At 40.9% G+C, this 14,200-nt stretch carries 14 protein-coding genes and 1 tRNA gene; 1 reads left to right on the top strand and 14 read right to left on the bottom strand.

Translation table 11 applies throughout. The annotated features are described in order from the left end of the window. Positions 1–123: 123 nt before the first annotated feature. From eno to QF028_RS32540, 9 genes are all read right to left on the bottom strand, one after another. A complete protein-coding gene (eno, locus tag QF028_RS32580; RefSeq protein WP_088089549.1) occupies positions 124–1,422 on the bottom strand; it encodes a phosphopyruvate hydratase in 1,299 nt (432 codons plus the stop codon). Between the two features lie 37 nt (positions 1,423–1,459). Then, positions 1,460–2,992, bottom strand: a complete 1,533-nt coding sequence (gene gpmI, locus QF028_RS32575; RefSeq protein ID WP_429471946.1) for a 2,3-bisphosphoglycerate-independent phosphoglycerate mutase — start codon at positions 2,990–2,992, stop codon at positions 1,460–1,462. Next, a complete protein-coding gene (gene tpiA, locus QF028_RS32570) occupies positions 2,985–3,746 on the bottom strand; it encodes a triose-phosphate isomerase (protein ID WP_429471944.1) in 762 nt (253 codons plus the stop codon). The genes gpmI and tpiA overlap by 8 nt, the downstream gene beginning before the upstream one ends. A 208-nt stretch (positions 3,747–3,954) precedes the next feature. Beyond that, entirely contained in the window at positions 3,955–5,139 is a 1,185-nt protein-coding gene (locus tag QF028_RS32565) for a phosphoglycerate kinase (protein WP_429471942.1), read from the bottom strand. 154 nt (positions 5,140–5,293) lie between these two features. Further along, positions 5,294–6,301: a type I glyceraldehyde-3-phosphate dehydrogenase gene (gene gap, locus QF028_RS32560; RefSeq protein ID WP_088089553.1), complete on the bottom strand. Its 1,008-nt coding sequence runs from the start codon at positions 6,299–6,301 to the stop codon at positions 5,294–5,296. Between the two features lie 52 nt (positions 6,302–6,353). Further along, positions 6,354–7,376 (bottom strand): sugar-binding transcriptional regulator, encoded by a 1,023-nt coding sequence (locus tag QF028_RS32555; RefSeq protein WP_429471939.1) that lies wholly within the window; start codon positions 7,374–7,376, stop codon positions 6,354–6,356. A 128-nt stretch (positions 7,377–7,504) separates the two neighbouring features. Continuing rightward, positions 7,505–7,786, bottom strand: coding sequence for a glutaredoxin family protein (locus QF028_RS32550; RefSeq protein ID WP_410882480.1), 282 nt, complete (start codon positions 7,784–7,786; stop codon positions 7,505–7,507). Then, on the bottom strand, positions 7,783–9,105 hold the full coding sequence (rpoN, locus tag QF028_RS32545) for an RNA polymerase factor sigma-54 (RefSeq protein WP_429471937.1): 1,323 nt from the start codon (positions 9,103–9,105) through the stop codon (positions 7,783–7,785). The genes QF028_RS32550 and rpoN overlap by 4 nt, the downstream gene beginning before the upstream one ends. Before the next feature lie 317 nt (positions 9,106–9,422). Continuing rightward, a tRNA-Arg gene (locus QF028_RS32540) sits at positions 9,423–9,494 on the bottom strand. Between the two features lie 203 nt (positions 9,495–9,697). On the opposite strand from QF028_RS32540, the gene clpP reads away from it, so the two are divergent. After that, positions 9,698–10,309: an ATP-dependent Clp endopeptidase proteolytic subunit ClpP gene (clpP, locus tag QF028_RS32535; RefSeq protein WP_088089556.1), complete on the top strand. Its 612-nt coding sequence runs from the start codon at positions 9,698–9,700 to the stop codon at positions 10,307–10,309. Positions 10,310–10,400: 91 nt separating this feature from the next. Here the strand turns inward: clpP and QF028_RS32530 are convergent, their stop codons facing one another. The 5 genes from QF028_RS32530 to QF028_RS32510 form a co-directional block, all read right to left on the bottom strand. Then, positions 10,401–10,658 (bottom strand): HPr family phosphocarrier protein, encoded by a 258-nt coding sequence (locus tag QF028_RS32530; RefSeq protein ID WP_066258757.1) that lies wholly within the window; start codon positions 10,656–10,658, stop codon positions 10,401–10,403. Positions 10,659–10,802: 144 nt separating this feature from the next. Continuing rightward, positions 10,803–11,753, bottom strand: a complete 951-nt coding sequence (whiA, locus tag QF028_RS32525) for a DNA-binding protein WhiA (RefSeq protein ID WP_215005548.1) — start codon at positions 11,751–11,753, stop codon at positions 10,803–10,805. Between the two features lie 48 nt (positions 11,754–11,801). After that, positions 11,802–12,785, bottom strand: a complete 984-nt coding sequence (locus tag QF028_RS32520; RefSeq protein ID WP_215005551.1) for a gluconeogenesis factor YvcK family protein — start codon at positions 12,783–12,785, stop codon at positions 11,802–11,804. Further along, complete coding sequence (gene rapZ / locus QF028_RS32515; RefSeq protein ID WP_429471934.1) at positions 12,782–13,675, bottom strand: RNase adapter RapZ; 894 nt, start codon at positions 13,673–13,675, stop codon at positions 12,782–12,784. Before rapZ ends, QF028_RS32520 begins: the two co-directional genes overlap by 4 nt. Positions 13,676–13,694: 19 nt before the next feature. Continuing rightward, entirely contained in the window at positions 13,695–14,153 is a 459-nt protein-coding gene (locus tag QF028_RS32510) for an NUDIX hydrolase (RefSeq protein ID WP_088089559.1), read from the bottom strand. Positions 14,154–14,200 lie beyond the last annotated feature (47 nt).

Below are 14,200 nucleotides of genomic sequence, written 5' to 3'. Positions count from 1 at the left end.
TACAATTCACAGTATATTAAATCTATCATATTTCCTCGCTTAAAACAATAGTCGTGATTGTGTCTTATGGAATGATTAAAAAGGCACACATCCGAAAATGTGCGCCTTTGATATCGTGAAAAATTATTTGCTTAGGTTATAGAATGTTTTCTTCCCTAAGTATTGAGCTGTTTCACCTAATTGGTCTTCAATGCGAAGCAATTGGTTGTATTTTGCGACACGGTCAGTACGAGATGGCGCACCAGTCTTGATTTGACCAGCATTTGTAGCAACAGCGATGTCAGCAATGGTGTTGTCTTCTGTTTCACCAGAACGGTGAGAGATAACAGCAGTGTACCCAGCACGTTTTGCCATTTCAATCGCATCAAATGTTTCAGTAAGGGTACCAATTTGGTTAACTTTGATCAGGATGGAGTTACCGATTCCTTTTTCAATACCCTCTGCAAGTTTACGTGTATTGGTAACAAATAAATCATCACCAACTAATTGAACTTTTTTACCAAGGCGTTCAGTTAAAAGCTTGTGACCTTCCCAGTCATTTTCATCCAAACCGTCTTCGATTGAAACGATTGGGTATTTAGATGACAGTTCTTCGTACCAATCAACCATTTCTGCAGAAGTCTTCACAACACCTTCGCCAGCAAGATGGTATTTTCCATCTTCCTTGTTGTAAAACTCAGAAGATGCAGCATCCATTGCAAGCATAACTTCTTCACCTGGCTTGTATCCAGCTTTTTCGATTGCTTCAACAATGGTTTGAAGAGCTTCTTCATTTGATCCTAGGTTTGGAGCGAAACCACCTTCGTCACCAACTGCTGTGTTAAGGCCTTTGCCTTTAAGAACAGATTTTAACGTATGGAAAATTTCTGCACCCATTCGAAGCGCTTCTTTAAAGTTTGGAGCACCAACAGGCATAATCATGAATTCTTGAATATCTACGTTGTTATCAGCATGTTCCCCGCCGTTAACAATGTTCATCATTGGCACTGGAAGCTGCTTCGAATTGAAACCGCCAAGGTATTGATATAAAGGAATATCTAAGTAATTAGCTGCCGCATGAGCAACTGCCATGGATACACCTAGGATTGCGTTTGCACCTAGTTTACCTTTGTTTTCTGTTCCATCAAGTTCGATTAAAGCTTGATCAACAGAAACTTGGTCAAGAACGCTGAATTCTTCGCCAACAAGATGTGGAGCGATAATTTCATTTACGTTGTCCACTGCTTTTAGAACACCTTTACCAAGGTAACGTTCTTTGTCTCCGTCACGTAGTTCAACAGCTTCATATTCACCAGTAGAAGCACCACTTGGAACCATTGCGCGGCCAAAGGCACCTGATTCAGTAAATACTTCAACTTCAACAGTTGGGTTACCACGGGAATCTAATACTTCACGAGCATATACGTCTGCAATAAATGGCATTTAAAAATCTCTCCTTAAAAATTAAATTGTTTTTCGTTTACTTTATTAATGATGTCCCAGTCATTTCGGCTGGCTGATTAAGACCTAATAAGTCTAACATAGTTGGCGCTAAATCCCCAAGTATTCCACCGTCACGCAATTGAATTCCTTGTTTTGTCACAATTACCGGCACTGGATTTGTCGTATGTGCTGTCATTGGATCGCCTTCAGGAGTGATCACTTCATCAGCATTCCCATGGTCAGCGGTGATAATCACAGATCCGCCTTTTTCAAGAATTAGATCAACGATTTTTCCAAGACACTCATCGACAGTCTCAATTGCTTTAATTGTTGGCTCAAGCATACCTGAATGCCCTACCATGTCTGGATTCGCGAAGTTCAGTAAAATGGCATCAAACTTGTCCTCCTGAATTTCTTTAAGGAGTGCGTCAGTCACTTCGTAAGCACTCATTTCAGGTTGAAGATCATAGGTTGCTACCTTTGGAGAGTTGATTAAGATCCGCTCTTCGCCAGGGAACTTCTCTTCACGTCCGCCGCTCATAAAGAACGTGACATGCGGGTATTTCTCGGTTTCAGCAATTCTCAATTGCTTCATATTATTTTGCGATAAGACTTCACCTAGGGTGTTGTCTAAGTTCGTCGGTTTAAAGGCGACATATCCATCCACAGATTCACTGAAGTGGGTTAAGCACACGAAGAATAAATCTTTCGGATGCTTCGGCCCGCGGTCAAAGGAGCGGAAGTCTTCATTTGTAAATGTATTAGAAATCTGAATTGCCCGGTCCGGACGGAAGTTATAGAAAATAACAGCATCATTGTCCTGAATCGTTGCAACTGGCTGGCCATCTTCTTTTGTGATGACAGATGGGATGACGAATTCGTCAAAAATCCCATGAGAATAAGAATCCTCAACCACTTCTAATGGATTCGTATAGGCAGGGCCATCACCATAGACCATGGAACGGTAAGATTTCTCGACACGCTCCCAGCGCTTATCACGGTCCATAGAGTAGTATCTCCCTGAAATCGTAGCAAATTCACCCACACCGTATTCCTTCATTTTATCCAGTGTCTGTTGAATAAATTTAGCTGCTGTTTTCTGACCGACATCACGGCCGTCAAGGAATGCATGCACGTATACCTTTTCGACGCCTTCTTCTTTTGCCAGTTTCAGCAGAGCAAACATATGTTGAATATGGCTGTGAACACCGCCGTCTGACAATAATCCGAATAAATGAAGGGCTGTTCCATTTTTCTTCACGTGCTCCATTGCACCTGTAAAGGTTTCATTTTTTTCAAATTCACCTTCACGAATGGCAATATTCACTCGTGTTAAGCTTTGGTAAACAATTCGACCGGCACCAATGTTCAAGTGACCCACCTCTGAGTTACCCATTTGACCTTCTGGAAGACCGACTGCCTCTCCAGAAGCTGTTAAATGAGAATGTGGATACTCGCTCCAAAACCGATCAAAATTAGGTTTTTTCGATTGTGCGACCGCATTCCCTTTTGTTTCGCCCCTGCATCCAAAACCATCAAGGATGATGAGAGCAACTGGAGATTTACTCATAGCTGCCTGCCTCCAGTAATTGTAAGAAGGATTGTGCTTCAAGGCTGGCTCCGCCTACTAATGCACCATCAATATCTGGTTGTGCCATGTATTCTTTAATATTTTCTGGTTTGACACTGCCGCCATATTGAATTCTTACCGCATCGGCTACGTCTTGCGAGAATTGTTGTGCAACTACTTGACGGATATGGGCACAAACTTCATTTGCATCAGCTGAAGTGGAAGATTTACCAGTTCCAATCGCCCAAATCGGTTCGTAGGCAATGACCGTTTGCTTCACTTGATCGTCTGTTAAACCAGTTAATGCTTTCGCCACTTGGTCTCCAACTAATTGGTTCGTTTCACCTTTTTCACGCTGTTCTAGTGTTTCACCACAGCATACGATCGGAGTTAAATTATATTTGAAGGCTGCAAGTGCTTTCTTGTTTACAGATTCATCTGTTTCATTGAACATTTCCCGGCGTTCTGAGTGTCCGATAATGACATATTGAACTTCAAGGTCAGCAAGTGCTTTCGGGCTGATTTCGCCTGTAAATGCTCCGCTTTCTTCAAAGTGCATGTTTTGAGCTCCAATTTTCACATTGCTGCCTTGTGTTACTTCGACAAGACTTTGTAAAAATAAAGCAGGCGCACAAATAACGGATTCCATTTTTTCTGGAGTTGGTACAAGTCCTTTTACTTCCTCTGCAAAGCTTTTTGCTTCAGAAAGTGTTTTGTTCATTTTCCAGTTACCTGCAATGATTGGTTTACGCATACTGGCACATCCTTTCATGATTAAAGCGCAAGCGCCCGTTTAGCGGCGTATGGACTGGAGCGCTTCGACTGAGATAAAGGAAACACGGAGAGCGACAGCGATCCGATGTTGACTTATCGTAGGGAGAAGAGCGATGTCCACTAGACGCTGGGTGCTGGAGCTAGATAGTCTTCTTCATTCAAAACTTATACTTTCTTTCTAATAAAAATTATTTATCGTTCAAAGCCACTACACCTGGAAGTGCTTTGCCTTCCATAAATTCAAGGGAAGCGCCGCCTCCTGTAGAGATGTGGCTCATTTTGTCTGCTAAATTGAATTTTTCAACAGCTGCTGCTGAGTCTCCGCCGCCAATAACTGAATATGTACCTTCTGCTTCAGCAAGTGCATCGGCCACCGCTTTAGTGCCGTTAGCAAACTTATCAATTTCAAAAACACCCATTGGTCCATTCCAAATCACTAGTTTTGATTTTTGAATGACGTCACGATAGATCTCAGCAGTTTTCGGTCCAATATCAAGTGCTTCCCAATCAGCAGGAATTTCCTCAATCGCAACTACTTTGGAATTAGCGTCTGCAGAGAAATCATCTGCAACTACAGCATCCACAGGCATATAGAAATTAACACCCTTTGCCTTAGCTTTTTCAATAAACGATTTTGCAAGATCAATTTTGTCTGCTTCAAGCAGTGATTTTCCCACTTCATGGCCCTGTGCTTTGACAAATGTATAAGCAAGACCGCCGCCAATAATTAAGTTATCGACTAATTCTAAAAGATTTTCAATAACACCAATCTTGTCCTTTACTTTGGCTCCACCGATGATCGCTGTAAATGGGCGTTCCGGATTAGAAAGTGCTTTACCAAGTACATCGAGTTCTTTTTCCATTAAAAGACCTGAAACAGCAGGCAGAATATGAGCAATACCTTCAGTTGAAGCATGGGCACGGTGTGCTGCACCAAATGCATCATTTACATAAACATCAGCTAACTCGGCAAATGATTTCGCCAACTCAGGATCATTCTTTTCCTCGCCAGGATAGAAACGGACATTTTCAAGCAGAAGGACATCGCCTTCCGTCATTGTTTCAATCAACGCGTTAACAGAATCACCATAGGCTTCATCTGCCTTCTTCACGTCTTTACCAAGCAGTTCAGATAGTCTGACACCGGCCGGGGTTAAGCGCATTTCTTCGACTACTTTTCCTTTTGGACGGCCGAAGTGGCTGGCTAAAATCACCTTCGCACCTTGTTCCACTAAGTATTGAATCGTTGGCAATGCTGCACGAATCCGCGTGTCGTCCGTAATTTGACCATCCTGCATAGGTACGTTAAAATCCACTCGGCAAAATACGCGTTTACCTTTTACATCGACATCTTTGAGAGTTTTCTTATTCATAAAGGACCTCCGAAAGTTTGGTATGAAGAAAATGAATTATCTAAAATCAGTAAAAAAAGGGGAGGGGGGCATATACTCCCCGCTCCCCTTTGGAAAACCTTTGTAATGTTCAACTTCTTATGATTGAAAACCAATCATCGTCCGTTCCGATATATTAAAGTCCTTTTTGTGCAAGGTAGTCAACAAGGTCAACAACGCGGTTAGAGTAACCAACTTCGTTATCGTACCAAGATAATACTTTTACCATGTTGCCTTCAAGAACCATTGTTGATAATGCATCGATTGTCGAAGAAACTTTAGCTCCGTTGTAATCAGTAGAAACTAATGGAAGTTCGCTGTATGCTAGAATACCTTTTAATGGGCCTTCAGCAGCTGCTTTTAATGCAGAGTTAACTTCATCAGCTGTTACTTCTCTGTCTAATTCTGCTACTAAGTCAACTACAGAAACGTTCGGTGTTGGCACGCGAATAGCCATACCGTTTAATTTACCCTTAAGTTCTGGTAAAACAAGCGCAACTGCTTTTGCAGCACCAGTTGAAGTTGGAATCATGTTTTCAGCTGCTGCACGTGCACGACGGTAGTCTTTGTGCGGCAAGTCAAGAATTTGTTGGTCATTTGTGTATGAGTGAATAGTTGTCATCATACCGCGTTTGATTCCAAAAGTATCATTTAATACTTTTGCAAACGGAGCTAGACAGTTTGTAGTACAAGAAGCGTTTGAAATAACATGGTGGTTATTTGCATCATATTTGTCTTCGTTAACACCCATTACGATTGTGATATCTTCGTTAGATGCTGGTGCAGAGATAATTACTTTTTTAGCGCCTGCTTCAAGATGTTTCGCAGCATCTTCACGTTTTGTGAAACGGCCAGTTGATTCAACAACTACGTCCACGCCAAGATCGCCCCAGCCTAATTGTGCAGGATCGCGTTCTGCAAGAACTTTCACTTTGTGTCCGCCAACTACTAGGTATTCGCCATCAACAGTAACATCTTCTTGTAGAGTCCCGTGAACAGTGTCATATTTTAGAAGATGTGCAAGCATATTTGCATCAGTTAAGTCATTAATTGCAACGATTTCCACATTGCTATTTCCTAAAGCCGCACGAAATACGTTACGACCGATACGTCCAAATCCATTAATACCAACTTTTACTGACATGATAAATTTCCTCCTTTAATTGGGTAAGGATGTTTTTTATTTTAAAAAGGATTTACCCTTTTAATAACTTTCTAGCTGCACCTTCATCTGTGATTAAAATCGTCGATGCTGGTGCTTGTTTTAAGTATGCCTTGATGGCCTTAGCCTTGGAATTCCCGCCTGCAACCGCGATGACATTAGGAATGCCAACCAGATCTTCTAACTGCAGGCCAATCGTTAATACCTTGTGAACAATTTCGCCTTGTTCATTAAAATAATAGCCAAAAGCTTCACCCACAGCTTTGCTGCTTTCAAGCATACTTAGAATCTCAGGATTGGTTTTTCGCCGTTCAGCCATTGTGATAGCATCTCCAATTCCATGAAGAACCATGCTAGCTGATTTAATTAGTTTTAATACTTCATGAATGTCAGGTTCTCTGATAAGCGATTCGTAGATATCTGTACTGACCTGATCAGGAACATAGAACACTCGATGTTTGGATTGGGTGTTTCTGGACATAATCGAACAAATCGTATTTGCCTGATTTTGAACATCCTCGCCTACTCCGCCTCTTGCTGGTACAAACAGTAATTCCTTTTGGGTAATCTCTGGTGATAGTCTTTCTGCGATAGCAGCCATCGTTGAACCGCCAGTTACAGCAATGATATTTTTTCCGCTGAGAAGCTTTTTCATGCAAATAGCACTTGCCTTGCCAAGCTCACCTTTCACCATGGGCGATTCATCACTATCGCCAGGTACAATGACGACCTTTTTAATGCCCAGCTTGTGCTTCAATTCCAACTCCATCACATCAATACCCTTTAACTCACGCATAAAGCCTTCCAAGTCTTCAAGCAAATTTTTCCCTTCAGGTGTTAAACTCATTCCCACATTATTTGTGTAGATTAAATTTTGCTCCCTTAGGAAATCAACTTCACCGCGAAGGACTCTTTCGGTATACCCGAGACTGACTGCTAAACTCCGTCTTCCTACCGGCTGCATAAAACCAATGTACCTTAGGATAGAATATCTCTTCTGTAGGACCTGCAGAAGGTCGGGTAATAATCTTTTTTGGATATCGATTAATGACTGCATGAATCTCATGCTCCTTTATTATATGTAGTTGGTCTCAAAATGTCCACCATAGACATATTATGTCCCGCTACATTCAAAAAAAATCACCCCTGCTACATTTTTCATTGTAACAGGAGTGAAAATCTATTTCAACTATTAAAATTGGCTTTTTTTTCATGCAAACGGTTACTTATGTCAAATTTGTTAATTACACCGAATCCTGCTTCTACTCCGTCAATATAAACAACTGGGATCATTAAACCATATTGTTCGGTTAATTCATCACTGGATTCAATATCAATTTCTTCTAATGTAAACTCCGAGTCTTTGTTTAGCTCCAGAAGTGTAGACTTTGCCTTGTCACATAGCGGGCAGCTTCTCCTTGTATATAATGTGATTGTTGTTTGATCCATCATTTTTGTTCCTTTCATTCAAACCTTTTTCTTTTCGAAGAGGAGGGAATTCCCAATTGATCCCGGTACTTAGCAATCGTCCTTCTTGAAACCACCATACCTTCCTCTATTTTTAAATGTTCGACAATTTCTTGATCAGAAAGCGGTTTTTGTTTATTCTCTTTTTCTATTAAAGTCGCAATTTTCTTCTTTACCTGTGTGGAAGATGTATTTTCATCATCCGAAACGGTTTGTATGGTACTTGTAAAAAATGTTTTCAACGCGAACGTCCCAATCGGTGTTTGCACATACTTTTCCCGGACTGCTCGGCTGACGGTGGATTCATGGATATCAAGTTCTCCAGCAACTTCCTTCATCGTCATCGGCACTAAGTATTGTGACCCTTTTTGGAAAAATGAAGCCTGTTTTTCAATGATTTTTGCTACAACCCTTGTCAGCGTCTCTTTACGCTGTTCAATGCTTTTTTGGATCCACTGGTAATCCTGGAGTTTATCCTGTAGAAAGCGGCTTACCTGTTGGTCTTGGTCTTTGAATTTATGATAATACTGCTCATTGAGGCTAATCCTTGGCAGCGATTCATCAGACATCCGTACGGTTAGTCCCTCGCTTGATTGCTCAACGATTGCATCTGGGATAATATAAGTGGTTGCTTCTTTTCCTAAAATGGCCCCAGGCTTAGGATTCAATGTTTGAATTTGATCGTAAACATCTTGTATATCCTTAAGGGTTACCTTTAGTTCTTTAGCAATTTTCTTCCACTTCTTTTCGGCGAATGGAATGAAATGATCGCCGATTATGTTTTGCGCTAGTTCGTTATCTGGATTTAGATAATAAATTTGCATCAATAGGCACTCTTGAAGGTTCCTTGCCCCGATGCCTGCTGGCTCCAGTGTTTGGATAATGGCCAAGCATTCTTCAACTGAATCTTCCATTACCCTTAGGTTTTGGGCGATTTCGCTAAGGTCCCCAAGAAAGTAACCGTTTTCATCTAAATTTTGGATAAGATGGCGTATTACACTTAATTGTTCCACCGATAGGTTCGTTATTTTTAATTGAGACAGTAAATAATCTTCAAGCGAAAATGGTTTGTCAGCTATTTGATCAATCCAGTCCTTTTCCGCTTTTTGGTGTTTGCGACGATTACGGTCAATGAGCGGATTCATTGGCTTGATATTGCCATTTTCAACCTGCAATAGGGGATTTTCAAGTGCCTTATCTTCTAAAAAAGCAGTTAACTCATGGGCAGAGTACTGCAACAATGCAATGGCCTGCGATAGCTCCTGTGTCATCGCCAATTTTAATGTTTGCTGCTGCCATAAACCGGCCTTCAAGTTCATTCGTATCCCCCCTGTTTTCTATTTTACACGAAAGAGGGAATTTCGGGTATTAGAAAATGATATTCGAGGATGGAAGTAAGCCTTTTTGAGGAATAAAGCTAAGTGGTTTTTGGATGAAGTTTTGTTTGTGTCCCGATTTCCGGTGGATTTGTGCCGATTTTCCATTTTATGAGCCATTTTGGAAAGGTTTTGTGCCATTTCGAGCATGTTTTGTGCCATTTTGGAAGGGTTTTATGCAATTAACCTTTTATTGGAAAACCTGAACTCTTTTTCAAAATAAAAAGCCTCCTGTTTTAAAAAACAGGAGGCTTTCATGATGCGCTCGGCGAGAATCGAACTCACATTTTAAGCTTCGGAGGCTTACGTGCTATCCGTTGCACCACGAGCGCTAAATTGTTGCGACTTACATATTATATGCCAGGTTCCGTCACATTGCAAGCAAAGAATTGTTTAAAATAGTCAGAAATGGTTATGCTGAATTAGGGAAAGTTGTCGAACATTTTTAAAGAGGTATTGTTTGACCTTTATTGACCATCAGTGTATGATAACTATACATATTACTTTTATCTTTACAATCAAAGGAGGAAGAAAAATGAATTTGATCCCTACAGTTATTGAACAAACAAACCGGGGCGAGCGTGCTTATGACATTTATTCCCGTCTGTTAAAAGACCGGATTATTATGCTTGGTAGTGCGATCGATGACCATGTGGCTAACAGCATTGTTGCACAATTATTATTCCTTGAAGCGGATAACCCTGAAAAAGATATTTCTTTATATATCAACAGCCCAGGCGGCAGCATCACCGCAGGTATGGCTATTTTTGATACAATGCAATTCATCAAACCAAAGGTACAAACTATTTGTATCGGTATGGCTGCATCCATGGGTGCATTCTTACTGGCAGCAGGTGAAAAAGGCAAGCGTTATGCGCTTCCAAATGCTGAAGTCATGATTCACCAGCCACTAGGCGGTGCACAAGGACAAGCAACTGAAATCGAAATTGCTGCAAAGCGTATCCTTTTCCTTCGCGAAAAATTAAATGGAATTTTAGCAGAACGGACTGGACAGTCGCTTGAAGTAATCAGCAAAGATACAGACCGCGACAACTTCATGACAGCAGAACGTGCAAAAGAATATGGTCTAATCGACCATATCATCACTCGTAATTTAATCGAAGATGAGAAAAATAAAAACAAATAAGTACAAAGAAGCAATCGGCATCCAGCCGGTTGCTTTTTTTTGCTAATAACCAAAAAAGGCCGGTTCCAATTGGCTCCGGTCCTCTTTCAGATCAATGTTCTTTTTGGATAAAATCAGCTAACGCTTCAATAGCAGATGCTTCATCATCGCCATCTGCTACTATATCAATCATGACACCTGAGCCAACAGCCAAGCTCATTAAGCCCATTATGCTCTTTGCATTTACTTTCTTGCCATCCTTCTCAAGGAAAATATCTGCAGAAAATCGGTTGGCTTCCTGAACAAAAAGAGCCGCAGGTCGTGCTTGAAGACCCGTTTTTAATTTTACTTCCACTTGTTTCACTAACATTACACAATTCCTCCTCATGGTTTTTTTACTCTATTTTTCTTGGAGCTTTGTACATAATTATTATCTTCAGGTAAGTCTTCACTCGATACATGTTATGTCTTTCACATGTTATCTTATACCTATGTTATTGTACTATAGGATAATCTACTCTCGAGTAACCATATCCCCTGCACGCAATTTCTCAGCAATCGCATCAATTTTTCTCAAGCGATGATTAATCCCTGATTTACTGATCGCACCACCGGAAACCATTTCCCCCAATTCCTTAAGGGTCACGTCCGTATAATTCAAACGGAGTTCTGCAATTTCTCTCAATTTTTCTGGTAAAATTTGCAGCCCGACCGTTGCATTGATGTAGCGGATATTCTCGACCTGCCGAATCGAAGCACCGATCGTTTTATTAAGGTTGGCGGTCTCACAGTTTACGAGACGATTGACTGAATTCCGCATATCTCGAACAATCCTTACGTCTTCGAAGCGAAGAAGGGCATTATGGGCACCTGCAACATTTAAAAACTCGGTAATCTTTTCTGCTTCTTTTAAATAGTTGATATAACCTTTTTTGCGCTCGAGAGTTTTGCTATTTAGTCCAAATGTATTCATCAATTCGCATAAAGAGTCATTATGTTCTTTATAGAGCGAAAAAATTTCCAAATGATACGAAGATGTTTCCGGGTTATTGACGGAACCGCCAGCTAGAAATGCACCGCGTAGATAAGAACGCTTACAACATTTCTTTTTTACAAGCTCTGGTGAAATATCATGGATGATGGTAAAACCCTCACCAATAATTTTTGTATCCTCGAGAATTTCTTTAGCCAGATGGGATAATCGGACAATATAGACGTTGTTCTTTTTCAGACGCATCTTTTTCCGAACAAGCAACTCTACCTGGACATCGTAACTCTTTTTTAATAATGTGTAGATTCTTCTGGCAATCGCAGCATTTTCGGTTTGAATATCAACAACTAACTTACGATTTGAGAATGAAAGGGAACCATTCATCCGGATTAAAGCGGATAGTTCTGCTTGAATGCAGCACGTTTTCACTTCCAAGTTAGTTAATTCTTTTTTCGTTTCCGAAGCGAAAGACATCCCTTCACCCCCCTTAAAAAAACAAAGCGTTTTTAGTAAGTACTATATTTACGTTTCATAACGCTTTTTGGTTTCAATTAAAAGCAAATTATATAAAATTTTTGCAACCTTTTTCGGATCATGTCTTAGCGCACCATTTTCCTGATAAGCGATGTCCGCGTGAACAACTTCTAGTCCTAATTCAAAAAGGCGTGGCAGATCATATAGAACAGGGTCAGCCAGTTCTTCATTATATCGGAGCTGAATATCCTGTGGTATCTCTTCATTATTTACAAGAATCGTATTAATAAAAGCACAGCTCATATGATCATATAAGGCCTTTACATGATCGCTCGCTGTAAAGCCATGGGTTTCCCCAGCCTGGGTCATCAAATTACAAATATACACCTTTTTGGCGTGTGACTGGCACAGCTCATCCCCGATTCTTGGAACGAGCAGGTTTGGCAGAATACTTGTATATAGGCTCCCTGGCCCAATGATGATTAAATCAGCCTGACGGATGGCTTGAATCGCCTCTGGTAAGGGACGAATATTTTCCGGCGTCATAAACACTTTTTTAATTCTCTTACCCGAGTATGGAATTTTTGATTCCCCTGAGACAATCGTTCCGTCTTCCATTTCAGCATGAAGGACGACACTCTGATTTGCTGCAGGCAGGACTTTACCATGAACATTTAAGATTTTACTCATTTCCTGGATCGCGTGGACAAAATTACCCGTGATTGAGGTCATTGCAGCCAAGATTAAATTTCCAAGCGAGTGTCCGGAAAGCTCATTCGATGTTTTAAACCGATGTTGAAACATTTCTTCAACGAGCGGTTCGACATCTGATAAGGATGCTAACACATTGCGAATATCTCCAGGAGGTGGAATATGCAAGTCTTCACGCAAGCGTCCTGAACTGCCGCCGTCATCCGCGACTGTCACAATGGCGGTAATCTCCACAGGAAACTGTTTTAATCCACGCAATAAAACTGGCAATCCTGTTCCCCCGCCAATGACGACAATTCGAGGCTGTCCGTAAATGCTCATGTTGTTTTTTCCTTTCTCCTCTCAATGTCACGATGGGATATACATGTCTTATAGTCTTGTTGGAAAAATTCACCTAGATGTTCAGCAAGCGTCACTGAACGGTGCTGTCCGCCTGTACATCCAATCGCAATCACTAACTGCGCTTTTCCTTCTCTTTTATAATGAGGCAGCATGAAAGAAAGCAGGTCGGTTACTTTTTCCAAAAACTTATGTGTTTCATTCCACTTTAATACATAACTGGAAACATCCTCATCAAGCCCCGTTTTAGGTCTCATATGCTCGATATAATGAGGATTTGGTAAGAAACGCACATCAAACACAAGGTCCGCATCAATTGGAATTCCATACTTAAAGCCAAATGACATGACATTGACAGTAAAGAGTGATTGTTTATTCGCCGTAAATTCCGTTAATATTTTCTCACGAAGTTCCCGCGGTTTCATCTGGGAAGTATTGTAAATCAATTGAGCCCTGCCTTTAAGTTCTTCAAGAAGTTCACGCTCAAGCGTAATTCCTTCAAGCGGCAGGCCTGTCGGTGCTAACGGATGCGACCGCCTTGTCTCTTTATATCTGCGCACTAATGTTGAATCATCCGCATCTAAAAATAAGATCTGCGGGGCCACCCATGAAGTTTCTGCCAGTTCATCCAATGCTTTAAATAGATGATCAAAGAATTCTCTCCCTCGCAGGTCCATAACAAGGGCAACTTTATTCATTTTATTCCCGGATTCCTTCATAAGTTCGAGGAATTTTGGAAGCAATGTTGGAGGCAAATTATCGACACAGAAGAAACCTAAATCTTCAAAACTTTGAATGGCTACAGTTTTTCCTGCACCAGACATTCCAGTAATTATCACCATTTGAATGTCACTTGCAGCACCGGTACTCATTATTAATTCCCCCTATTAGTTAGCTTGGATCTAATCGATAACTGATTAGTTGAAAGTCTTTTGTATAAGTAAAAGTACCGTAAATAATTCCTTTTCCATGAATCATATAATCAAGAATATGATAATCGCCAGCAGCCATTGGCAAATTTTTCAATTGATCAATCATTTGCCATTCAAGCTTACCTTCCTCAGATTCGTCTAAATCGATGCCGTCCGCATCAGTTGCTACAAACGTAAACATCATCCACTCGGAAAGAAGCTGGTCGTTTTCTTTCATAATCATTGTAAAAATCCCTTTTAACTGTGGATTTTTCAAATAGATTCCCGTTTCTTCACGATATTCCCTGATGCAGGAGTCTCGAACCGATTCGCCCGGCTCCATTTTCCCACCAGGAGCAACCCACCAGCCGCGGCGTGGTTTTTGCAGCAGCAATATTTTTTCGTCTCTTATCAATACACAATTGGTGACACGTTGCACAACATTCACCCTCTTAATAAAGCATACATGTTTTTAGCAGTCTTTGA

The organism is Neobacillus sp. B4I6 (assembly GCF_050434045.1).
Classification (GTDB): Bacteria; Bacillota; Bacilli; order Bacillales; family Cytobacillaceae; genus Neobacillus.
The sequence above is the reverse complement of the archived record's forward strand: the minus strand, read 5'-3'. Positions and strand labels throughout refer to the sequence as shown.